The organism is Bacteroidota bacterium (assembly GCA_016718825.1).
In the GTDB taxonomy this organism is placed as follows: domain Bacteria; phylum Bacteroidota; class Bacteroidia; order J057; family JADKCL01; genus JADKCL01.
On the sequence record JADKCL010000006.1, the window covers coordinates 37,709 to 60,240 of the forward strand.

General features: G+C 51.2%; 20 protein-coding genes and 2 pseudogenes. 7 read left to right on the forward strand and 15 right to left on the reverse strand.

Features of this window, described 5'->3' with window-relative positions:
• Positions 1 to 73 precede the first annotated feature (73 nt).
• The 14 genes from IPN95_08395 to IPN95_08460 form a co-directional block, all read right to left on the reverse strand.
• Positions 74 to 1,501 carry an outer membrane porin, OprD family gene (locus IPN95_08395; protein MBK9449422.1) on the reverse strand — a complete coding sequence of 476 codons (1,428 nt, stop codon included), beginning with the start codon at positions 1,499 to 1,501 and terminating at the stop codon, positions 74 to 76.
• 22 nt (positions 1,502 to 1,523) lie between these two features.
• Positions 1,524 to 1,949 (reverse strand): DsrE family protein, encoded by a 426-nt coding sequence (locus tag IPN95_08400; protein MBK9449423.1) that lies wholly within the window; start codon positions 1,947 to 1,949, stop codon positions 1,524 to 1,526.
• A gap of 18 nt (positions 1,950 to 1,967) precedes the next feature.
• A complete protein-coding gene (locus tag IPN95_08405) occupies positions 1,968 to 3,590 on the reverse strand; it encodes a 5'-nucleotidase C-terminal domain-containing protein (GenBank protein ID MBK9449424.1) in 1,623 nt (540 codons plus the stop codon).
• A complete protein-coding gene (locus IPN95_08410; protein ID MBK9449425.1) occupies positions 3,532 to 3,681 on the reverse strand; it encodes a twin-arginine translocation signal domain-containing protein in 150 nt (49 codons plus the stop codon). Before IPN95_08410 ends, IPN95_08405 begins: the two co-directional genes overlap by 59 nt.
• A gap of 42 nt (positions 3,682 to 3,723) precedes the next feature.
• Positions 3,724 to 4,752 (reverse strand): c-type cytochrome, encoded by a 1,029-nt coding sequence (locus tag IPN95_08415; GenBank protein MBK9449426.1) that lies wholly within the window; start codon positions 4,750 to 4,752, stop codon positions 3,724 to 3,726.
• Positions 4,753 to 4,772: 20 nt separating this feature from the next.
• A complete protein-coding gene (locus IPN95_08420; GenBank protein MBK9449427.1) occupies positions 4,773 to 5,186 on the reverse strand; it encodes a YeeE/YedE family protein in 414 nt (137 codons plus the stop codon).
• A 14-nt stretch (positions 5,187 to 5,200) separates the two neighbouring features.
• On the reverse strand, positions 5,201 to 5,761 hold the full coding sequence (locus IPN95_08425; GenBank protein MBK9449428.1) for a YeeE/YedE family protein: 561 nt from the start codon (positions 5,759 to 5,761) through the stop codon (positions 5,201 to 5,203).
• 8 nt (positions 5,762 to 5,769) lie between these two features.
• Entirely contained in the window at positions 5,770 to 6,615 is an 846-nt protein-coding gene (locus IPN95_08430) for a universal stress protein (protein MBK9449429.1), read from the reverse strand.
• A 17-nt stretch (positions 6,616 to 6,632) separates the two neighbouring features.
• Positions 6,633 to 6,941: a rhodanese-like domain-containing protein gene (locus IPN95_08435; protein ID MBK9449430.1), complete on the reverse strand. Its 309-nt coding sequence runs from the start codon at positions 6,939 to 6,941 to the stop codon at positions 6,633 to 6,635.
• A gap of 169 nt (positions 6,942 to 7,110) precedes the next feature.
• Positions 7,111 to 8,526, reverse strand: a complete 1,416-nt coding sequence (locus IPN95_08440) for an MBL fold metallo-hydrolase (protein ID MBK9449431.1) — start codon at positions 8,524 to 8,526, stop codon at positions 7,111 to 7,113.
• A gap of 125 nt (positions 8,527 to 8,651) precedes the next feature.
• On the reverse strand, positions 8,652 to 9,455 hold the full coding sequence (locus IPN95_08445) for a sulfite exporter TauE/SafE family protein (GenBank protein ID MBK9449432.1): 804 nt from the start codon (positions 9,453 to 9,455) through the stop codon (positions 8,652 to 8,654).
• 309 nt (positions 9,456 to 9,764) lie between these two features.
• The gene (locus tag IPN95_08450; GenBank protein ID MBK9449433.1) at positions 9,765 to 10,010 is read right to left on the reverse strand and encodes a T9SS type A sorting domain-containing protein; all 246 of its coding nucleotides are present in this window, start codon (positions 10,008 to 10,010) and stop codon (positions 9,765 to 9,767) included.
• Between the two features lie 169 nt (positions 10,011 to 10,179).
• Positions 10,180 to 10,827, reverse strand: a complete 648-nt coding sequence (locus tag IPN95_08455) for a hypothetical protein (GenBank protein ID MBK9449434.1) — start codon at positions 10,825 to 10,827, stop codon at positions 10,180 to 10,182.
• A 191-nt stretch (positions 10,828 to 11,018) separates the two neighbouring features.
• Positions 11,019 to 11,705: a type 1 glutamine amidotransferase domain-containing protein gene (locus IPN95_08460; GenBank protein MBK9449435.1), complete on the reverse strand. Its 687-nt coding sequence runs from the start codon at positions 11,703 to 11,705 to the stop codon at positions 11,019 to 11,021.
• Between the two features lie 422 nt (positions 11,706 to 12,127).
• Between IPN95_08460 and IPN95_08465 the strand changes: the two genes are divergently transcribed.
• Positions 12,128 to 13,834 carry a hypothetical protein gene (locus tag IPN95_08465; GenBank protein MBK9449436.1) on the forward strand — a complete coding sequence of 569 codons (1,707 nt, stop codon included), beginning with the start codon at positions 12,128 to 12,130 and terminating at the stop codon, positions 13,832 to 13,834.
• 209 nt (positions 13,835 to 14,043) lie between these two features.
• On the opposite strand, the pseudogene IPN95_08470 reads toward IPN95_08465, so the two are convergent.
• Positions 14,044 to 15,257 (reverse strand): annotated as a pseudogene (locus IPN95_08470) (IS256 family transposase).
• Between the two features lie 529 nt (positions 15,258 to 15,786).
• Here IPN95_08470 and IPN95_08475 point away from each other — a divergent pair.
• From IPN95_08475 to IPN95_08500, 6 genes and pseudogenes are all read left to right on the forward strand, one after another.
• Positions 15,787 to 18,275 (forward strand): annotated as a pseudogene (locus IPN95_08475) (DEAD/DEAH box helicase family protein).
• A 502-nt stretch (positions 18,276 to 18,777) separates the two neighbouring features.
• Complete coding sequence (locus IPN95_08480) at positions 18,778 to 20,214, forward strand: N-6 DNA methylase (protein MBK9449437.1); 1,437 nt, start codon at positions 18,778 to 18,780, stop codon at positions 20,212 to 20,214.
• Positions 20,215 to 20,627: 413 nt separating this feature from the next.
• Positions 20,628 to 21,071 carry a hypothetical protein gene (locus IPN95_08485; protein ID MBK9449438.1) on the forward strand — a complete coding sequence of 148 codons (444 nt, stop codon included), beginning with the start codon at positions 20,628 to 20,630 and terminating at the stop codon, positions 21,069 to 21,071.
• 306 nt (positions 21,072 to 21,377) lie between these two features.
• Positions 21,378 to 21,581, forward strand: coding sequence for a restriction endonuclease subunit S (locus IPN95_08490; protein MBK9449439.1), 204 nt, complete (start codon positions 21,378 to 21,380; stop codon positions 21,579 to 21,581).
• Between the two features lie 24 nt (positions 21,582 to 21,605).
• Positions 21,606 to 22,268, forward strand: a complete 663-nt coding sequence (locus IPN95_08495) for a hypothetical protein (protein MBK9449440.1) — start codon at positions 21,606 to 21,608, stop codon at positions 22,266 to 22,268.
• A gap of 67 nt (positions 22,269 to 22,335) precedes the next feature.
• Positions 22,336 to 22,491, forward strand: coding sequence for a hypothetical protein (locus IPN95_08500; protein ID MBK9449441.1), 156 nt, complete (start codon positions 22,336 to 22,338; stop codon positions 22,489 to 22,491).
• The last annotated feature ends 41 nt before the right edge of the window (positions 22,492 to 22,532 follow it).

Here is a 22,532-nt window from a genome sequence, read left to right on the forward strand (position 1 = left end):
GCACACTGCGTAGCATTCAGGATTTTACGGGGCACCAAGAAGCATGCAGCGCCCGCCGACCATTCCAGATTCCTCAAAAATGGTAGTTCAAAATGAGGTTGTACCCCAGCATATTGACCTTGTTGAATTCAAATCGCCGGTTGCTGAGCAGGTCGTGGTCGCTGTATTTGCCGAAGATCAGGACTTGTGCCTCAAGCCCTTGCAGCATCTTGTGGAAGGTATGCCGCAGGTCGAGGTTCAGCTGCGCGTAGGTCGGCATTCCATATTTGTTCATCGGAAAATCATTGGGCGCGGGCAAGTGGTAATAGCCCATCGACAGCCCAACTTTGGAGCGAATCTTGGGAAAATTGCGGTCAAACTTGGCCATCACAGCGTGCACATCTCCGAGGCCTTCGTTGCGTTCGCGGGGCATGAAGGTGAAGAAGGGATCCCGGCCCCATTCGCGGGGCATGAGGTAACGGCCATGTTGGGTAATGCGGTTGTAGTTGAGGCTGAGTTCCCATTTGGGCTGTTTGAGGCCGATTTTGGCGCCAAAGGTCATGGCTTTGCTGCCGCGCGGGATGTAGGTCAACGCCGGATCCGCATTGCCGCCGTCTGCCACCGCATCCTGCCGAATGCCTTGTGCCGCCCCGATGAGCTTCGTTTCTCCCTTCAACGGCACCGCAATATCGACCTGCGCAAATGCGGCATTGAACATGTTCTCCGTGAACAGGTCCGCTACCTGCACCTTCACGCCCTTGGCAGGTTTGACCGTCGAGGACAGCATAAAAATGCCCTTGGATTGCAGGTTGTCCTTGTATTGTGAGGGTAAACCTGTGGGTTGTGTGCCCATCGGATACAAGCCGATGGATTCGTCGACATCATACCACCGGACAGTGCTGCGGGGAGACATCGCATACAGCCATCCGCCCTCGAATTTGAGTTTCTTGGAGGCGTCGACGGTGGCATAAACGCCCTCTGCGCCCGTGGGCCGCATCCTGCCGTCTTGCAAGTTCACAAAGGGGGTGTTCAGCAATTGCCGCCCCACTTTTAGGCTTGCGCCCTTGTACTGATACTTGAGGTACAATTCTTCCAAACGATCCAGATCCTTGTGGTTGTAGGGATCTTCCAGGTCAAAGAGGCCGATTTCGTAGCGGTTTTTTTGGCCTGTCGTCGAATCCACTGCGCCCAGGTCGGAAGAGGCGAGGTTGAAGATATAGAATCCGCTGATGGCGAATTGGAAGCCATAAAACGGCGCGGATTCAAACCTTAGTCCACCGCCCGCAGCATTGGCGAAGTAGTCCTTGAGCCCGGGCGCATTGTCGGTGCCCATGAAATAATAGCGGAAATGGCCCTGTGCCACCCCGTGCCGGAACGCATCGCGGATGCAGGTGCTATCCGCAGGTTGCCCCGACTTGGCCTTCCAACTTGCAGGCTGCTCGTCCAATTCCTGATGTTGCGCCTGCAATATCAAGGCAAAGGACATCCACAAGCAGACTCCGATGAGTGCTTTGATACGCATAATATCGTGTGAAATATGATTCTTAGAACCCGCCCTTGATATAGCTCCAGCCCTTTTCCTGCTTGGTCACCACTTCAAGGATGCCGTATTTTACCAAACCGGCTTCAGGTGAAAGTTGTTCCTTGGTGATTTTCTTTTCGCTCATGGTAAATTCGCAGGCGACAAACACTACGCCTTTGTCAACCAAGGGCTTGAGCTCATGGGTGAATTTAGACTTTTCGGGCATGAGGATCGTAATTCCGGGTCCGTGGCAGACCACCTCGATCTGCGACTTGGGCGAAACGGTGATCATATTGTTCAGTTGTTTGAACAGGGATTTATGCGCCAAGGTATCACCCGATTGCAGTTGCACCACAATTTTGTGTGGCTTGGCGTAATTGGCTTCCTGGGCCATTGTGCTGCCTGCGACGAGCAAGAGCAGGGCAAATACAAACCAAAGCTTTTTCATATTGATGAATTTTTTCTTTTAGCGAAATTGATAATCTACACCCGTGACCTGGGTCAGCAATGTTTCGGGTGCATCGAGGGCCACCGCATTGCGTTCGGGTGTGGGTGTGACGGGCGAATGGGCATTCCAATATTCCTTCATCACCGAATACAGCGTCATCGGCAAATTGCGCGGCTGCTGCACATTTTTGATGCGGCAGAGGGTATCCACAGGGTCGCCTTCACGTTCGCAAGCCACCACGCTGTACACTTTCTCAGGGTCGAGTTCCTGTCCGCCAATTTTGACCTCCTGCACGCGTTTTCCCTTTTCTCCGAATGCATAAAACCGCAATTGCATCCCCTTGAATTTGATCAACCATCCGCCAAAACGCTCGGAAGCATCCTTGGCAAAGACGTTATTCAGTTCCTTTTCCAGCCATTCCCGAATCTGCCGACCGGTCACGTTTGCGGTGCGCAATACGCTGTCCACGGGCAAAATATCGTACAAATAGCCTCCCGTGATGGGGATATTTCCCGTTTCATCGCGGGTGCTGCGCGGCGGGCAAAAGCGGAAGCCGTTGGAGAGTTTGATGTCGACATCGGGCAATGCAAAATTCAAGGCATTGAGAATCATCGTGTCGATGGTGTTTTCGATGACGAAGTAGCGGTAGAGCGGGATCGTGCTGTAGCCCAATACCTCCTCAATTTCTGCTTCGAATGGGTTTTCAACCTGCGCAATCAGGGATTCCATCTGCTTGGCGGGTTTGTATTTGGAGGCGGAGATTTCGTCGAGTGCGTATTCATCGGCCACCACTTTTCCGTTTTCGATGGTCAATGTGAGCCGCCCCACAAAGGATCCGAAGGCACCGGGTTCCACAACTTTCGCATGTTTGCAGACGATGGGCACCCGAACGCGCTCGTGGGTATCCCCGCCGAGGATGTAGTCCACGCCTGCACAAACATCCTGATTGGCCAGGTGGATTTGCTGCGAAAGTCCGAGGTGGGCCACCACGCAGACAAAGGCGCATTGCTCCTGATTGCGCAATACGTCCACAAAATGGGCGATATTTTCTTCGGGTTTCGAATAAATAATGCCCTTGCTGTACACGGGGGATTGCCGAATCGGCACAAGCGGATCGGTATAACCGAGGAAACCAATTTTGATCCCCGCAACATTCCAGATATGGTACGGCGGAAAGATCAGCTCCCCGCGTTTGCCTTCGCCGAGGTCGTGGTACATGTTGGCGCAAACCTTGGGCCCCTGCAGGCCGCCGAGCAAAGTTTGCATGGTGCGTTTGCCGTAAATCACTTCCCAGTTTCCGGGAAGGTAAAGGTCGTATTGCAGCGCATCGAGAATAGGGGAGATGGCCTTGCCATTCGTTTTGACCGAAAGCCGGCTGCCCTGAAACATGTCGCCTGTGTCGATCACGAATGTTTGCGGATTGGCTTTGCGATGTTGCGCCAAATAGGTCGCCAATTGGCCATAACCGCCGGTTTTCCGAAACACAGACTTGCCGTCTTCCCAAAACAATTCGTCGTGGGGATGAATCTGACAGTGCACGTCCGTCGTCTGCAGGATGGTCACCCGCACGGGCTTTTGTCCTTCAGGCGCTTCGGTCCGTTTCTGCATCCGTTTCTGCATCCGTTTCCTCGGCCTTCGCATTGGAAAAGGCTTGAAGGGGTGAGGCTGCGAGGAATCCCGCTCCGCCCAGCATGCCCAGTTTCTTGATAAAATCTCTTCTCGTTTCTTCCATGACTGCGAAGGTTGTCGATTGGTATTCGGATGCGCAAATCTACTATTTTGTGACAGGCCAAGGCCCAAATTTATGTTGTTCTTCGCTCATTGCGTCGGCATAAGGTCCAAAGGGATGGTCGATGGGTTTTTTGGAAACATCGGGCCAATCATCGGGGGTGTCTTTGTGCGGATGCGGTTGCGAATTGACGAAGGCAGCCACGTCCCAAGCATCCTCGTCGCTGAGCAGCGTGTTTTCGTGGTTGGCGCCAAAGGGCATATTGTACTTGGCATACTTGGCAAAATTGGAGACGCGGTACAGTCCGGCGGCATCGTTGTAGGCATGCGGTCCCCACAAGGGAGGATAGGTGTATTCGGAGCCGTCTGTCATCAAGGTGCCTTCGCCATTGGGTTGATGGCAACTTTGGCATTGCTTTTCATACACCTTTTTGCCCAATGCAGGATCGGCCGCGCGGGAGAGGTACTTGAGGTCCTTGAATCCGGAGCCGGCAGCCTTTTCTCCCTTTTTGACATTCGAACCCAAATACTCAATATAGGCCACGATGGCACCCATTTCCTTGCCGAGGGTATCGAGCGCCTGCCCGTTGAGACTGCGCTCAAAACAATCGTTCACGCGTTTGTAGATGTTTTCGATGCTGCCGCTCCGCGCCCTGAACTTGGGGTAGGTGGTCGCCACAGCGCCGTAATTGTTCCCGAAAACCTTGGTTCCCGCATCCAAATGGCAGTTTTGGCAGTTCATGCCATTGCTGATCTGCAAAACGGTTCCACGCGGACCCAAATATTTGGCGGTATGCGCGATCAAGTCCTGACCATAAGTGACCTCCGCTCTTTTTACCGTATCGGCAATGTCTTGGAGGCTCGGGGCAGTCCAGAATTCGGCCTTGACGAGGTTGGCGTCCTGGGCTTTGGAATCGCCTGCGGATTCGCCCGTCCACAATGACCGGATTTCCGACGTGTGCATGAAGACAAACGGCACAGCCACAATACCCAGCACAAACACGAGGACGAGCAAGAAGGTTGCGCGACCAATGTTGCGCATGATTTTTTGCTCTTGGGGATTGAATCGTTCCATAACTGTGTGTCGTTAAGGGATCATTGCGGAAGATAACGTTCGATGACGCCATACAGGAAGGTTCCCAGGATGGCCGAACCAAACACAATCAGCATGCTGAGGTAGCCATAACCGATATTGACCACCATGGGGCCGGGACATGCACCGCTCAGTGCCCAACCCAAACCAAACAGGGTGCCGCCAATCAGGTAGCGAAAGACGGAGCGGGCCTTCGGTGGAAACAGGATGGGGTTTCCCTGGAAATCACGCACTTGGAATTTCTTCAGCAAGGCCGTGCCAATGACGCCCAAGGTCACTGCGACCCCGATGATGCCGTACATGTGAAAGGCCTGAAACCGGAACATCTCCTGGATACGGTACCAGGAAAACGCTTCCGATTTGGCCATGACGATGCCAAACAGAATGCCGACCAATAAGAACTTGATGAATTTCATGATGCCTGTCTGGATTAGAAGATGAGTGGGAAGATAAGGAATGTCATGATCAAGCCGCCGGCAAAAAAGCCGACCACGGCGATCAGGGAAGGGATCTGAAGGTTGGAAAGTCCGCTGATGGCATGGCCCGATGTGCATCCGCCTGCATACCGTGCACCAAAGCCGACGAGCAATCCGCCGAGCACGAGGATGAGAATCCCCTTGATGCTGAGGAGGGCATCCCAGGCAAACAATTCTTTGGGTTGTGCGCCTTGCGGTGCCGAAAATCCCAGCTCAGCCAAGTCCGTGACGGTGGCTTGCGAGATTTGCACCGTGGCATCGGGCACTGTCAAAAACTGCTGGGTCAGAAAGCCACCGATTACGGCGCCGACCAAAAAGACGAGGTTCCAAATCTGACTCCGCCAGTTAAAATTAAAAAACTTGACCTTCTTGCCCGCGCCCGCAGCAGCGCATATCGTGCGCAGGTTGGAAGAAAATCCGAAGGATTGCCCGAAGTAGAGGAGCATAAACATGATGGCGGCGATCAGTGTGCCCGAGATCCACCAAGGCCAAGGTTGTAGAAGAAAATCTAACATTGCTTTTATTACGCTTTGTGGTTCTTGAGAGGGAAGGAAATCAGGGGTTTATGCATGTGGTTGATCAGCTTTTCGGTGGCGCTGTGATGCAGCCATCCGCCCCTGCCATGCGTACCGATGCAGATCATGTCCATGTCGTGCATTTGCGTGAAATGCACCACGCCATGCTCGACATCGGTATCTTGAATGGTGTGGGCGATATATTTGCCGATCTTGTTCAATTCGGCGAAGCGCTGCATGTCGGCCTCCACTTGTTGCACGGTGGCGGGCTTGTCTGTGCGCACAATTTGAAGGAAATGCACCTCAATGCCAAAAGCCTGAATGAGGCGGTGCAGCACGCGCAAATCCTCGCATTCGGCTTGGGCGAAGTCATGGACAAGCAGCACTTTGTGCACCTCCAATTCCGACCGGTCGCACATCAAGGACAGGACCGGCACCTTGGAGGCGCGGGCCACCATTTGTGTTTCGCTTCCTGAAATCCGCTCCTTCAAACCCACCGCGCCATGCGTGCCCATCACGATCAGGTCGTAGGCATTCTTTTCTGCGAATTGGGTGATGCCCGTGGTCGTTTTCCCGAAAATCAAATGCACAGACAACTGCGCCCCGTGCAGGTTGCGCAGGTTTTCGAGTTTGCGCTCGGCAATGTCCTTCTGCGTTTTCACGAAATTCACGTCGATTTCACCGCAGGTGCTGATCGTTCCCTGGGCATCCATGGTCACGGTGTCTGGCACATTCAACACATGCAGAAAGTGCACATCCATGTCGGCTTTTTCCGCCAAACGCTTCACGAGCAGGTAGGCATACTCGGCCTGTACGCTGAAATCGGTCGGAATCAATACTTTAATCTTTTCCATGTTGTTGGCTTTGTGGGTCAATTTCCAGCCTGCTGGACGAGTTGGGCGACATCCATCCACGTGCCGCCATTGACGACGTTGGCGATGCCGTTTTGCTTCAGGAAAAGCTGCGCTTGTCCCGAGCGGTTGCCGCTGCGGCAGAAAACGACGATGGCATCCTTGCCTTCAAACTTGGCCAAGTTGGCCGGGATTTCGTTCAGCGGGATGTTGACCGCGCCGGGGGCCGAACCAGTCTGGAATTCTTCGGCAGAACGCACGTCCACCAACATAGCGCCGCCACGGATCATGTCCAGCACGCCTGACGTATTATTTGTAAGACTCATCATTTTCTAAAGTTAATCTTTTGAAATGTTCAACCACAACATCCAAGAAAATTTCGGGTTTGTCAGCCGCGTCCCATGCAAGTTTGCAGCATTTGCAAACTTGGCTTGGAACTTGCGAAGGGACCCTCATTGGAGGCCAAATATTGCGTTTGGCCTCCAATTTTCGGTTTCATCAGGCTTTCATGACCTTGCTTTGGCAGACGAAGTTGGTACGCGGAATCTCCGTGCCGGAAATCGCCTTGAATCCGCCTTCCACTTCAGAGAAATTGCGGTAGCCACGTGCTTGCAAAATGCTGGCAGCGATCATGCTCCGGTATCCGCCCGCGCAATGCAGGAAGAAATGTTGCTCCGGGTTGATGTCCTTCACCCATTCGTTGATGTAGGCGAGCGGCTTGCTGTAGGCATCTTCGACGTGCTCTGCCGCATATTCGCTTTCTTTGCGCACATCGACCACGACCGATTGCGCAGCATCGAAGCGCTCGGCAAATGTTGCGGCGCTGATGCGGTTGATTTGGTCGATTTCCTTGCCTGCATGCTGCCAAGCCGCAAATCCACCTTTAAGATGACCCAAAACGTTGTCAAAGCCTACGCGGCTGAGGCGGGTCACCGTTTCTTCCTCTTTGCCGGCATCTGTGACCAACAGGATCGGTTGCTTCACGTCCACGATCATGGCGCCCACCCAGGGAGCAAAATCGCCGTTCAAGCCGATGCTGATCGACTGCGGGATATGGCCGAGGGCAAAAGTGCCGCTGTCACGGGTGTCAAGAATCAAGGCATGCTGCGATTCGGCCACGGCCTCAAATGCATCCGCCGAGAGACTGGTCATTCCTTGATTCCGCACATTCTCAAAGCTTTCGTAGCCCGACTTGTTCATGCCGACATTGGCGCCAAAATAACCTGGAGGCGGGGTAAGCCCCTCGGTCACAGCTGCGATGAAGGCCTCCTTGTTGGGTTGGTTCAAGGCATAATTCATCCGCTTTTGGTTGCCGAGGCTATCGACGGTTTCTTTCATCATGTTTTTGCCGCAGGAGCTGCCGGCGCCATGGGCAGGATAAACGGTCACGTCGTCGGCCAAGGGCATGATTTTGGTCATCAGGCTTTCGTAGAGCAAGCCTGCAAGCTGCTCTTGGGTCATGTCTGCGGCCTTTTGGGCCAAGTCAGGACGCCCGACGTCTCCCAAAAACAAAGTGTCTCCGCTGAAGATTGCATGGTCTTTGCCATTTTCGTCGATCAGCAAAAAGGTGCTGCTTTCCATCGTATGGCCGGGGGTATGCAATACCTTGATTTTGACTTTACCGAGGTTGAAGATTTGTCCGTCGGTGGCGGTGATCGACTCAAAATTGGTCTTGGCACTGGGTCCGAAGATGATCGGGGCGCCGGTTTTGCGGCTCAAATCCAAGTGTCCCGAAACAAAGTCGGCATGGAAGTGGGTCTCGAAGATATACTTCAACTGTACACCGTCTTGTGCCAACCGGTCGAGGTACGGCTGTACTTCGCGCAACGGGTCGATGATGGCGGCTTCGCCTTCGGAAACGATGTAGTAGGCACCTTGTGCCAAGCATCCTGTGTAAATCTGTTCTATTCTCATTGTGCTAACGTGATTCATGTTTTTCTGGAGGAAAATTGAAAGGAAAAGGAAACTCGAATTGCGAGGAAATGATGGGTGAAGTACCCATTCAAAAGACGGCTATCGCGTACCTTGGGTTATGTAACTCAAGATGCAGGGAATACCAATTCTTTGATAATAATATAGATACCCATGACCAGGACAAACCATCCAAAGGCCGGTTTGAGTTTGGCACCGTCGATGCGTTTGGAAAGCGCGGTTCCAATAAAGATACCTACAACGGCAAAGGCCGTGATGGTGAGCAGGAATTGCCAGTCGATGGGAGTATCACCGGATTCGCCGAGGAATCCGATCAGGGATTTTGCTGCGATGATCACCAAAGATGTGCCAACGGCTTCCTTCATCGGCAATTTGCTCAAGACGACGAGGGCAGGAATGATCAGAAATCCACCTCCCGCACCTACCAAACCTGTGAGAATGCCCACCACGCCACCTTCGAGAAGGATCAGCGGATAATTGAATTTCTGCGCAGCGGCGGCGCCTTCAGGGGCAGCCTTGGCTTTTTTGATCATGCTGTAGGAAGCTGCAATCATCAAGATCGCAAACAATACCATCATCAGGATCGACTTCGTGACCATAAATCCGCCCACCTCAAAAATCTCCTTCGGAATGGCCGGCACGATCCAGGCACGGGTGGCAAACACGGCAATGATCGACGGAATCCCGAAGATGATCGCGGTCTTCACATTCACCAAGCCCTTGCGGAAATAGCTCACCGAGCCGACGGCCGAGGTCAGTCCGACCACAAACAGGGAGTAGGCGGTCGCAAGCACCGGATCCACCCGAAACAGGTAAACGAGCACGGGCACCGTCAAAATGCTACCGCCGCCGCCGATCAGACCCAGAGACACACCAATGATAATTGCTGAAAAGTATCCAATATATTCCATGTACTACGCTTTGATGATGCAATACTACGTCGGCATTTGAGGGCCCTCCGTGACTCATGTTACTGGGTCGTCTTGTGGCTTTGTAACTTTGGTTACGCTGTTTGTGATTGATTTTACTTTAAGGATTGTCTTGTGGATGGGTGACTTTGACCCCCAAAATGGGACCACTGACCAATGTGGAATGGCGGCTTCGCGTGCGCCCAAGACGCTTGCTCAATGGGTAACGTAGGTTTATGTGGATACCAGACAGATCAGTGACGGGGGAAAAGAGGTCCGATGATTGGGGGCAAGTCAACTTTCCACTGTCAACTACTCCACAAACACCTTCCTGAAAACCACATCCGGCCCCAATACAAACTTGACCAGATAGATCCCAGCCGCAAATTGCGCCATGTCCAGTTGCGCGGCATGCCCGTCTGCGCCTTGCGTTCCTTGTGCGGATGCGTTCATCTCTGCGCTGGCGCTGTTGTACATCCGCAGCGTGACGTCCATCTCCATCGGCAATATGTAGGCGAGGGGCAATGCGCCATCGGTCGGATTGGGGTAGCAATTCACCGTGACGGCTGAGCGTGGTTGCGTAACGGCTGTGGAGACACTTGGCCCAGAGAATAGTCAAAAACCGAAACCATCATCACGGTCATCGATCTACGCACAGGAAAGTTGGGCTTCTCAAAAGTCAATCCATCTTGCGGTGTTACCCATTCAATATGAAACGGAACCTAAATTAGTCACCAATTTTCTCCAACACGGGTATATCATCCATTTTTTCTAAGCGGTTGGCAAGCCCTTTTTTAAAGTCGATCAAATCCGTTTCGGCTTTCACCAATTCTGCATGCAATTTTTCTTGTCCTTTATCAGTTTTTTTAAGCTTGCGTAAAATTTCATAAACTTCTCCTTCAACTTCCATTATTTGAAGTCGCTTATAATAGGTCAGGCTTTCAGTCATATGTGCCAGCGCAATCATTGCAGTTAAAAACGGGTGGTTATTCGTTACATTGACTTCTTTTAATTTCCCGTGTTCAAGTTCCACTTTTAGTGCAAAAGCAAATTCCTCCATGTTGAATTCCTCATGCTTGCTTTTTGGGTCCAAATATGCTTTGATTGCCTCAACATTATTCATTGTTGAAAGATCTATGGATGTTTCCTTTTTGTCATTTAGATCTTTGTAAATAACATTTCTGATAGCTCTGGCTTCCGCTATTGTCGGATCATTCTTTGGATCTTCAAAATCTCTTTCTGCCCAATCCCAATCTTTAGGATGAACAGGCTTTATGTATTTCTCGCAGAAATCTCTCACGTCATTTTTCAGACTGATGAATTCCCCGTCTCTTTTTATGTAAACCTCCTGATATACTCCACTAGCTTTTGCCATTTTGTCTTCCTATAATATTAAACAGTTTTTATGAAGAAGTAGAACATACTTCTCGTTGAGTGTCTTTTCAAATATGCTTGCAGGTAACGGTCCGCGGCTTCGCGCTTGCTCTGAGGGATTGCGTGAATCCGCAGTGTACCGTTTCTGTGCAGCCTGATTTGCACCGCCTTTCAGATTGAAATTTCGCGGGGTCACGTTGTCTTTTTCACGGCCTCCAAAAGCAATTTGGCCGTAGCCTCGGAAGAGCCTGGGTTTTGACCTGTAATCAATACCCCGTCTTGCTGCACATGCGATGCCCAATCAGCTCCTTTGGAGTAAATCGCGCCATGTTTCGTGAGTTCATCTTCGAGCGAAAAAGGCACGACCTTCGTCAATTTGACGGCCTCTTCTTCCGTGTTGGAGAAACTTGTCACGTGCTTTCCTTTTACCAATGGTTCCCCGTTTTTCGTTTTGACATTCACCAAGGCCGCAGGCGCGTGGCAAACAAATGCGACAGGTTTTTGATGGTTGTAAAATGCCTCGATCAATTGAATCGAGTGCTGATCCGTTGCCAAATCCCACAATGGGCCATGACCTCCGGGATAAAAAACAGCGTCATAATCCGCTTGATCGACAGTGCTCAGCTTCTGCGAATGCGCCACTTTGTCCATTGCGACATTGTCTTTGGAAAACCGTTCTGTAGAAGGCGTTTGCGCTTCAGCGACCTCGCTTTTAGGATCAACAGGAGGTTGTCCTCCATGCGGTGAAGCAATAGTGATTTCAGCTCCGGCATCCGCCAAAACATAATAAGGACTTGCAAATTCTTCGATCCAAAAGCCTGTTTTTTCACCCGTATTTCCCAATTCGCTATGGGAAGTCAATACGATTAATACTTTCATACCTTCAACTTTTACCTCAATCGTGAAACAAAAAAAACCTATTTAAGCCTTTCAATGTCATTACCGTCCTGTTTTGAGGCAATTTCATGATCCAGCACTTGGCCAAAGTTCGGGGTGCTGTACACCTTTTGTGATACACAATGGGGCATGATTGTTATACAATTCACGCAATGGAATCCGTGAGGCGGCAAAAAGGCAGGCATAAGATGGGAGGTTACTAAAAACATATCCTTCATCAAAAAACGTGAGAAATGTAAACAGTTTCCCGAAGGATGTAAAAGGGAATGCAACTTCGTGCCCTACCTTTCGAAGATGATGGATAGTGCAGCAAATCCGAGAAAGTCCTTGCGTGACGCGATAAAGCAAGGTGGCAAAAAAGAAGTCGGTGAAAGGGGCGAATAAGCTTTTACTGCAACGAAAACATGAAAGAAATCATCTTGGGAATTAAAACGACTTCAGAAAAACCTGCTGTGGGCAGAAGTAAACGACGACTCAGGAGGCTGTTGGTTGTCTTTTTTTCGTTGGGAATGTTGGCTTGGGGCGGTTGGTTTTGGCTTACGCGCTATTTGGAGCAACGTTTGGTCCAAGTGGTGACCGATGCAGGAATGCAAATCTCCTATCAGGCAGTTGATTTTCATCTTTTTCCGCCCGGCATTTCCTTCAAAGATGCGCACCTCAACTCGGTCAAATCATCCAAATCCGATGATAGTTTGGACTTCTCCGTCCGCCATGCGAAGGCTTCGTTGGAATGGGGAAGAATCTTTGATGGGCATTTCCTCGAACTTTCCAGGTTGGAATTGCGTGATGGAGCGCTGTTTTTTTCTCCACAAGATACCCTTCATGATTCGTTGGCCACGCCTTCCAAGAAAATAATCAATCCTCAAAGCTGGCAAATCGAACAGTTTGAATTGCGCAATATCGACCTTGCTATGGCAGGCGAAAACGGTGGTGGACTTAAAATACAGTCTTTGTCGGGTTCGGTGATCGCCCAGCATACCGATGACGGCTACCAATATGGCTTCCTCACGCGCCCGCTCACGTTTTTGGTCACTGATTGTGAATTGAGCACGGCATTCAAATACCATGAACTCAAAGCCGATACGCTTGCCTACAACATGGATGCGCAAACATTTCGCGCTGTCGGGATTCACCTCAAGCCCAAAGTGAATTGCAGCTACACCGACCTAAACGAACCATTTATCACCCTCCTTGCACAATTTTCGGCACCCGAAGCGGTCATCTCCGGGATTGTTTGGGCCTATACCGATTCCTTGCGGTGGCGTGCCTCGAAAATGGAACTGACCAGTCCGGTGGTTACGCTCGTCCAAAACAAAGATAGACCCTTGAAACCAGGGGTACGCCCCATGCCCCAAGCTTGGATTGAAGCCGTTCCCTTTTTGTTTATCGTCGATACCATTCATGCCAGTGATGCCGCTCTCAACTATACATTCACGCCCGACAATGCCGCGATTCAGGGTCGCGTTGCCATTGACAAATGGGAATTGTTTTGGTTGGGCTATGGCAACAACAGTTCCCGAGCGCGGACATTCAGCGTGAGAACAAAGATGCGTTGGATGCAAAGCGTATGGATGACCGGCGAAGCCATCATGAGCTACGACGATCCCAACTATGGCTTCGTGGTGAACGGTAATTTTAGCGAGGGTGACTTTTCACGTTTTAATCCCGTGATCGAAGCATCCGAAGGGTTCAAATTTCTCTCCGGCCATTGCACCGGATTGCGATTTTCAATGAAAGGAGACGACGAGCGATGCAATGGCATGATGTGGCTCGAATACGAAGACGTCAAGATCGGTTTCGGTGACCACAGCGACGACAAAGCCAAAGGAGAGTCCAAAGACAAGGCCAAAGCAAAAGGCAAAGCTCAAGGAAAAGGCAAGGATCGAAAAGACAAAGGAAAAGACAAGGATCGAAACAAGGACAAGATCAAAGACAGCGACAAAAAGCAACGCTTGAAAGCCTTCATCGTCAATCACATCATCATTCGCAAGGGCACCAAAGGCGAGGTCATGGAATTGGAAGTCAGTGCAGTGCGCAATCAACAACAATCCATCATCGCCTTTTGGCTCAAATGGCTGATGTCAGGGATTATGAGTGGGCTGAAGAGGTGAGAGGGTTGATTCCGGCAATCGGGGACCATGCATTCCGGCGCATAGGAGACCAATTTTGGACGCGTTTCAAAGATCAAAACAACGTTACAGGTAGTGTTTCACAAAGTGTGTCAGAACTTCCCTTGTTGGGAGGTGGAGAGAAGTTGGGCCGTGCGTGAGCTTGTGCGCTTCTTCGGCTCCCAACAAGACCCCTCGCGAGGAGAGCGACGTCATAATGGTAAACGTAGCCTGTCACCAAATATAATGGATAATTCGGACAAGACTGCATTCCAATTGAATACAGGCTTGTTCCATTTTTGGGTGATACGTTCCTGAACCAAATAGAGCAGTTTCATAAGCGCCTGCTCGGACGTGAAAGCCCCCTTTGTCTTGGTGCTTTGCGCAATTGCCTGTTGAATGCCTCGATGGTGTTGGTGGTGTAGACAACCCTGCGGATGTGGTCGGTGTACTGAAAATAATTGGAGAGGCGGCCCCAGTTTCGCCTCCAAGACTCAATCACTGTCGGATATTTCTTCCCCCAATCCTTTTCAAGGTCGTCGAGCTTCATTTCGGCCTTTTCCTTGGTCTCAGCCCTGTAAACCTTCTTCAAGTCCTCCATGAACGCCTTGACGTCCTTGTCCGGAATGAACCTCACGCTATTGCGGATCTGGTGGACGATGCACAGTTGCACCTCGGTTTGCGGGAAAACGCACTCGATCGCCTCGGCGAAGCCCTTGAGGTTGTCGATGCAGGCGATGAAGATGTCCTCGACGCCCCGCTGCCGCAAGTCCGTAACGACACCGAGCCAGAACTTGGCACCCTCGGATTCCCCCAAGTACATCCCCAGGAGGCTTTTGTACCCTTCGTTGTTCACCCCGATCACGCAATATACCGCCATAGGGACGACCCGACCATCCTTGCGAACCTTGAAATGGATCGCGTCCAGCCATACGAATGGATAAACGGCATCCAGTGGTCTTGTCCTCCATTCCTGCACCAGCGGCCAGACCTTGTCCGTGATCCTGGTTATCGTTGACTCAGAGATCTCGACCCCGTATATCTGCATCATCTGCGCACTGATGTCCTGATAACTAGTTCCTTGGCTGTAGAGCAGAAGAATCGTTTCGTCCAGATCGGAACTCAGAACATTGCTCCGCTTGGAAACAATCCTCGGCTGGAAAGTACCGTCACGATCACGTGGCGGTGCTATTTCAACCGTCCCAAGATTCGTCTTGACTTGCTTTTTGCCATGACCGTTTCGACGATTGGAACTCTCTTCACCGTCTAAGTGCTCTGCCATCTCAGCTTCCAAGGCAGACTCCAAAAACGCCTTCAATAACGGAGTGAAAACCCCGTCCGTCCCCAACAACGGCGAACCAGACCTGATACGATCAGTTGCTGTCTTTTGGAACGCTTCAAAATCAAAATTCTCGCTTTTTGCCATATGTGTCTAAGTTAAAAATTTTAAAACTTGACACACTTTTTGAAATACTCTCCACGCACACGCCCACTTCGCCCTCACGCATAGACACACTCACTCTGCATACGCACACACTCACACGCCGCCCTCAAACGCCGCGCTAGCGGCCCTAGCAGCCCATTCATCATGTGATATATTCAACAACATCATCCCGCTCATGGTATGAATTGTAACCATTCCCCTCTCCGTTCTTGCGGTTCTCCCGACTCTCGGGATGAACCCCAACAAAGGAGAAGGGAGGCTTATTGACAATTGTCAAATTTGCCCATCGTGGTTGCATCGCTTTGACCGATTACTTTTACAAAGCTCCCCTTAAACAAATGGCCGCTGCCTACATTGTCTGAAATAGCCCAGTTGACCTGTCTCAGCAAGCCAACTCGCATCCTCCGCCAATATTTCCCTCCGATTTGACAGGAAATGTCTTCCATTTCATGGTTTTGTGTACCTTCGAATGTGCTTGCACAGAACCTGCTGCTGTTTGAGCCTGCCAACAATGGAAAAAAAGAAACTCTCTGAAACGGAAATCCGCACCGGATTCATCACACCCGCGATTCGCAATGCCGGATGGGAACTGATCACGCAGCTGCGGGAGGAGGTTCCTTATACAAAAGGACGCATTTTTGTGCGGGGAACGATGACCACCCGCGGGAAAATGAAGGTACTGGATTACCTGCTTTCCTATCAGCCCAATCAGCCGCTTGCTGTCGTCGAAGCCAAGGACAATCGCCAAGCCGTCGGATCGGGGATGCAACAAGCCCTCGCGTATGCTGCCGATTTGGACATCCTCTTTGTGTTTAGCAGCAACGGCGACGGCTTTCTCTTTCATGACAAGACCGTGACCGATGGCCCCATCGAAAGGGAAATTTCACTCGAAGAATTTCCTTCGCCGGCTGAACTCTGGGAGAAGTACAAAAAGTTTAAAGGCATCGTCACCCCCGAGGTCACAAAGGTCGTGCAGCAGGATTATTACTCCGACGGAAGCGACCGCCTTGCACGCTATTATCAGCAAATCGCCATCAACCGCACGATCGAGGCCATTGCCATGGGAAAAAACCGCGTCCTGCTCGTGATGGCAACAGGCACCGGAAAGACATTCACCGCCTTCCAAATCATCTACCGCCTTTGGAAATCGGGCTTCAAAAAGCGCATTCTGTTCCTTGCCGACCGCACGGCCTTGATTGATCAGACCCGCAAGGGCGACTTCAAGTATTTCAAGGACAAGATGACCATCATCCGGAAAAAGGTGGTGACCGGAGCGGATGGCAAAAATGAACTCGTTTCCAACCGCAAACGCGGCATCGATTCGAGTGACAAAGCCTACGAAATCTTCCTCGGATTGTACCAAGGGCTCACCAACAATACCACTGCGAATGGCGAGGACATCGACATTCAAGATGCGTACAAGGACTTTTCGCCGGACTTTTTTGATCTGATTGTGGTGGACGAGTGTCACCGCGGCAGCGCCACCGAAGACAGCAATTGGCGGCAAATCTTGACTTACTTTGGTGCCGCGACGCATATCGGCCTCACCGCCACCCCGCGCGAAACCGAGCACGCAAGCAACAGCGAATATTTCGGCGAACCGATCTACACCTATTCGCTCAAGCAAGGCATCGACGATGGCTACCTCGCGCCCTACAAGGTGGTGAATGTCACGCTGAATGTCGATGCCCACAATTGGCGCCCCGAAAAAGGCAAAAAGGACAAAGCAGGGCAAGAGGTGGAAGACAGGATTTACGGACGCAAGGATTATGACCGCAACATTGTCATCGACGAACGCACCGAAACCGTCGCCCGCAAAATCACCGAATATCTCAAAGGATTCGACCGAATGGCCAAGACGATTGTCTTTTGCAACGACATCGACCATGCGGCAAGGATGCGGCAGGCACTCGCCAACCAAAACGCTGATCTTGTAGCGACCAACTATAAATATGTGATGCAAATCACGGGCGACAACGAGGAGGGCAAGCGGGAACTCGACAATTTCACCAATCCCGAGGAGCCATATCCCGTGATCGCGACGACCTCCGAGCTCATGACCACGGGCGTGGATGCCCAGACCTGCAAACTCATCGTGCTCGACAGCGAAATCAAAAGCATGACGAAGTTCAAGCAGATCATCGGCCGTGGCACGCGGGTCAATGAAGACTACAACAAGTTCTTTTTCACGATCATGGACTTCCGCAACGTGACCGAGCTGTTTGCCGATCCAGATTTTGATGGCGACCCCGTGCGGATCAAGGAAGCGAAGGAGGGCGATGATCTCAGTTTGACGGTCATCGAAGAGGAGGGAGACACGCTCACGGTCGTCGATGAAGCAACGGGTGAAGAAATCAAGTTTGAAAAGGTAAAGCTCAAGTACCCCGATGGCTCCGAGCCTAAGGGGGAATACGTCACGCGTGACCCCGGCAAACGCGAAAAAATCTACGTCAACGGCGTCGATGTCACCATCCTTGCCGAGCGCGAATTGCATTTTGACAAGGACGGCAAAGCGATCACCGTCAGTCTGTTTGACCATACCCGCGATCTGATCAAGGGCCGGTTCCCGACGCTGAATGCTTTCCTGCAACATTGGAATGCCGCCGACCGCAAGGCAGTTTTGATTGATGAACTCAAACTGCAGGGGTTTTGGTCGACGATTTGGAAGCAGCTGTCCAACGCGAAGCCGACCTCTTTGACATCATCTGCCACGTCGCCTTCGCACAGCCGCCCTTGACCCGCGCCGAACGCGCCCGCAACGTGAAGAAGCGCAACTACTTCACCAAATACGGCGACCAAGCCCGCAAAGTCCTGGAAGCCCTGCTCGACAAATACGCCGACCAAGGGATTGAAAATATCGAAAGCATGGAAGTCCTTCAACTCAAGCCCTTTGACGAATACGGCTCAAGAACGGAGATCGTCAACCGCATTTTTGGCGGCAAAGCTGCCTATCTTGCCGCCGTGAAGGAATTGGAGGAGGAATTGTATCGCATGGCGTGATAGGGGGGAGGTAGAGCACGCGGCGTCCCGCCGCAGTGCTAACGAACATTTGCCTCCGGCGAAAACTAGTATATTGCCAACATGTATGAATTTCAGAATATGCTTGTTCGGAACGTTGCCAATAGCAATCTGATTTGTGCTTTGGATGGCCCGAAGGGCCTAAACAATCATAGCCGTGGACGAAGTCCATGGTTAATCGGCCCACCACCTGCTTTCCTCCGCGAGCCCCGCCGAGGGCGGGGCTCGCGGAGGATCAAATCATCGGTGCCTCCAACCCCGGACTTCATCCGGGGCTATCGAAATTCAGGCCCTCCGGGCCAGGAACAAATTGAAAACACGGTATTGTACACACTGGCAAATATGCCAAAAAGCATTTTTCAGAATGCCTCAAACTAAGTCACCCCTCCCCCCGCCGGAGGCAAACGTTCAATAGCCCTGCGGCGGGACGCCGCGGGCTCATCGCCCCCAACTTTTAACTTATCACTATTCACTTTTCACTTAAATGTCCAACATCTCCTCCATCATCAAATCCATCCGCGACATTATGTGGCAGGACACCGGCCTCAATGGCGACGCGCAGCGCATCGAGCAGCTCGGGTGGATGCTCTTTCTCAAGATCTTCAGCGACAAGGATCAGGACTTGGAATTGGCCAATGACGATTATGTCTCGCCCATCCCTGCCGAATTTCACTGGGTCAAGGGCGCCAAGGGCAACTGGGCGGGTGACGACGAAAGCTTGACGGGAGATGCCCTGCTCGAATTCGTGGATCGCAAACTGTTTCCGGCCTTGCGCAACATCAAAGTCGAGGGCAACCGCCGCGCCTTGATTGTGCGGGAAGTATTCGAAGGGAACAACAACTACATGAAAAGCGGCACCAACCTCCGCAAGGTGCTCAACAAACTCAACGAAATCGACTTCAACGTCGCCAAAGACCGGCATGCATTCGGCGAACTCTACGAAGGCATCCTCAAGGAACTCCAAAGCGCGGGCAAAAGCGGCGAATTTTACACCCCGAGGGCCATCACGCAATTCATTACGGACATCATCAACCCGCAACTCGGCGAAAAAGTCCTCGATCCCGCCTGTGGCACGGGCGGTTACCTCAGCTCCGCGATCGAACATTTGAAGGCGCAAGCCAAAAACGTCGAAGACCTGCGCAGCATCGAGGAAAACGTCGTCGGCTGGGAATACAAGCCGCTTCCTTACCTCTTGGCGACCACCAACCTCATCTTGCACGACATCGAGGTGCCCAATATCCGGTTTGGCGATGCGCTTGATCAGCCTTTGTCGAGCTTCACCGAAAAGCACCGCGTCAACGTCATCTTGGCCAATCCGCCGTTTGGGGGAATCGTCGCCAACGGAAACGAGACCAATTTCCCGCAGACGTTTCGCACGCGGGAGAGCGCGGACCTTTTCCTGATCTTGATGATTCACCTGCTCAAAAAAGGCGGTCGCGCCGGCATCGTCTTGCCCGACGGTTCGCTCACGGGCGAGGGCGTGAAGCAACGCGTGCGGCAAAAACTCCTGGAAGACTGCAACTTGCATACGATTGTGCGCCTCCCCAACAGCGTGTTTCAGCCGTATGCGACCGTGGCCACCAACCTGCTGTTCTTCGACAAGGGCACGCCGACCCAAGAAGTTTGGTACTACGAGCACCGCCTACCCGAGGGCCAGAAGTCATACAGCAAGACCAAAACCATTCAGCGCAAGGAATTTGCACCGATCGAGGCATGGTGGGGAAATCGTGCCGAAAGCGAGGTCGCGTGGCGGGTCCCCATCCAAACCATCATCGACCGGGGCTACGACCTCGACATCAAAAACCCCAACAAAGCCGAAGAATCCCGCGAACATTCAAGCGCGGAACTGATGGAAATGCTGGCGAAAAGCTTCGAAAAGAGCAATGGATTGTTGAATGCTTTGAAGGAGGCGGTGAGATGAGCTTGGATATCAAGTTCAGAGACTTTTGAAGCGGCCAAGTTTCCCATCGACATTTGAGGATCAAGTTCGAAAGTCACAGAATAACAAGTGGTGTGACCCACTCTGAAATCAACCACAATGGAGGCGTTATCTCTGCAGACTCAACGAAGGCTTGATTGTCGGCTACTAAGAAGCAATTTATATTGAGGAAGCCTGGTAATTCATTCTGCCAAAGATTGATCCCGTTATGGGCATAATTGCATCGCACCGATTGAAGTTGACGGGAATCATCACAGGAAATTTCGGCCTTACAACGTTGACCACGCGTGAGAATAATATCAAAGGCCGAATCAGTTCCGACTTGTCGGTTTCGCAGGACTCTGTGATCGAGCAAGTTCAGCATTACCATAGGAAATATCAAATACCCATTCTTCTTGAATTATGAAATTGACCTTCCAGATGTCAAAGACCAGTTGCGTATTATCGAGGAGGTGAAAGTCAAAAAGGGGGCATTCGCGAAACTCACCACCGAACTCACCCACCAACAAACCCTAGTCAAGCAACTGCGTCAACAATTGTTGCAGGAGGCAGTGCAGGGAAAGCTCTCCACGGATCAGCCGATCCCCGCCGAATCCGACTTGGCAAAACAATACGGCAAACTCTGGCATGCAAGCGGCGCAGAACTCCTCGCCCACATCCGCACCGAAAAAGCCAAACTCATCAAGGAAAAGAAAATCAAAGCCGACAAACCCTTGCCGCCGATCACGGAGGAAGAGATGCCGTTTGAGTTGCCCGAGGGCTGGGTTTGGGCGCGGCTGGGGGAGGTAGGAGTATATTATGGAGGGGAACCCAATGGCCAACATGTGCAAGCGGTGTAATCAATGGAGTATTCCGATAAAGAAAGTGCGATTGAGGAATTGACTGGTTCTTGAACATGAAAATAATTGTGTTTCCTCCAAGTATAAAGAGGCGGTTAGTGACAACATAAGTTGCAAAGCGGAACTTTGATATCTCACGATAGCTGGGCAAAACCAGTTGGGATCCTCAATTTGTGTTGACACTACAAGTTTTAATTTATCGAAAGACGTTTTTGACACTCATTCAAAGTGACTGGAATACCTCATTTTACTTTTGAAGATGCAAATCCATAAGTGGTATCTCGAGACTAAGATTCCCGGAATTAAATGGTCAACCGAATATTATGGCAAGATAATATCAAAGGTTTCCCAATTCCCCTTCCCCCGCTGCAAACGCAACACCGCATCGTAGCGTTATTGGCGGCCTATCAAGGGTTGTGTGCGTCGTTGGAGGCGCAGATACAGGAGAGCCTGACTTTGAATGGGGCTTTGTTGCAGGAGGTTTTGAGAGAAGCTTTAAGTGAAAAGTGAAAAACTAAAAGTGAAAAGTCTAGGATGAAACTAGAAAATCCAAATCTCGCTTTTGTAGCTTCAATGCTGCAAGACAAGGGTGTTCAACTCACTACTTTTGTGGAAGAAAACAAGTTTCGCAAGGATCGGATGAAATTTGAATTCAAACTTTCAGAAGAACGGGAAATGGGCATTTATGCTTTTTGGTGGAATGGTCCCCTGAAGAAATCGAAACCCATTCCTTCAATTGAAGTAACCGCCCCTGGAGGTGAGGCTATCAAGTTACAATGGCGAGAGTCAGACTTCCCAGAGGAGTGCCATGCTCCGCCAAAGTATCCTCTCTATATTGGTAAAACCACAACCTTTGTAAATCGAATCCATGATCACCTTCACATTACAAAGAACTGGAAGGATCCGATTTACAAGCCCAAAAAGGTTGGCGAGGTAAATCGTACCGAGATATTTCCCAATGAGCATCGTCTGCGAAAGCACTCTACTTCTTGCCAATTCCGAAGTGGCTTGGAACACCTTCTGGGCTATCCCCAAAAGAAGGTACTGATCAAGGAACTTGAAAACGTGACGTTGTCTTTTTTCTCCTTTCCAAAAGTGTTGCAAGATATTCGTACAGATGCCTCAGAGCGTTTCTACCTTGAAGACCTGGCCATCGGCTACTACCGCCCTTGGTTCAACGTGGATAGCGAACGATAAAGGGAAATGATGCGACCATAGTGAAGATTGTCGGAAACCTCCCAAACTCAAATTACCCACCCCCAAAATGCTGAAACTCCGCCACCTCAGCCTGCTCGTTTTCCTCCTCCTCACCACCGCCAGCGGCGCCTTTGGCATCTCCACGACGATCTTCGTGATCATGGCGGCCTTGATGGTCCCAAGCACCATTCTGGCACTGCAGTTTTTGCGGAGGAATGTTTGAGGGGCGATTACCTCTCCAAACTCGACAAGATCAAGCTGCTC

Bases quoted from the DNA above. Each gene is read 5' to 3' on its own strand.
- IPN95_08435 (MBK9449430.1), bottom strand. From the start codon at position 6,941: ATGATGAGTCTTACAAATAATACGTCAGGCGTGCTGGACATGATCCGT.
- IPN95_08480 (MBK9449437.1), top strand. From the start codon at position 18,778: ATGTCCAACATCTCCTCCATCATCAAATCCATCCGCGACATTATGTGG.
- IPN95_08465 (MBK9449436.1), top strand. From the start codon at position 12,128: ATGAAAGAAATCATCTTGGGAATTAAAACGACTTCAGAAAAACCTGCT.
- IPN95_08500 (MBK9449441.1), top strand. From the start codon at position 22,336: ATGCTGAAACTCCGCCACCTCAGCCTGCTCGTTTTCCTCCTCCTCACC.
- IPN95_08410 (MBK9449425.1), bottom strand. From the start codon at position 3,681: ATGGAAGAAACGAGAAGAGATTTTATCAAGAAACTGGGCATGCTGGGC.
- IPN95_08440 (MBK9449431.1), bottom strand. From the start codon at position 8,526: ATGAGAATAGAACAGATTTACACAGGATGCTTGGCACAAGGTGCCTAC.
- IPN95_08460 (MBK9449435.1), bottom strand. From the start codon at position 11,705: ATGAAAGTATTAATCGTATTGACTTCCCATAGCGAATTGGGAAATACG.
- IPN95_08400 (MBK9449423.1), bottom strand. From the start codon at position 1,949: ATGAAAAAGCTTTGGTTTGTATTTGCCCTGCTCTTGCTCGTCGCAGGC.
- IPN95_08405 (MBK9449424.1), bottom strand. From the start codon at position 3,590: ATGCGAAGGCCGAGGAAACGGATGCAGAAACGGATGCAGAAACGGACC.
- IPN95_08495 (MBK9449440.1), top strand. From the start codon at position 21,606: ATGAAACTAGAAAATCCAAATCTCGCTTTTGTAGCTTCAATGCTGCAA.
- IPN95_08430 (MBK9449429.1), bottom strand. From the start codon at position 6,615: ATGGAAAAGATTAAAGTATTGATTCCGACCGATTTCAGCGTACAGGCC.
- IPN95_08445 (MBK9449432.1), bottom strand. From the start codon at position 9,455: ATGGAATATATTGGATACTTTTCAGCAATTATCATTGGTGTGTCTCTG.
- IPN95_08415 (MBK9449426.1), bottom strand. From the start codon at position 4,752: ATGGAACGATTCAATCCCCAAGAGCAAAAAATCATGCGCAACATTGGT.
- IPN95_08455 (MBK9449434.1), bottom strand. From the start codon at position 10,827: ATGGCAAAAGCTAGTGGAGTATATCAGGAGGTTTACATAAAAAGAGAC.
- IPN95_08395 (MBK9449422.1), bottom strand. From the start codon at position 1,501: ATGCGTATCAAAGCACTCATCGGAGTCTGCTTGTGGATGTCCTTTGCC.
- IPN95_08420 (MBK9449427.1), bottom strand. From the start codon at position 5,186: ATGAAATTCATCAAGTTCTTATTGGTCGGCATTCTGTTTGGCATCGTC.
- IPN95_08490 (MBK9449439.1), top strand. From the start codon at position 21,378: ATGGTCAACCGAATATTATGGCAAGATAATATCAAAGGTTTCCCAATT.
- IPN95_08425 (MBK9449428.1), bottom strand. From the start codon at position 5,761: ATGTTAGATTTTCTTCTACAACCTTGGCCTTGGTGGATCTCGGGCACA.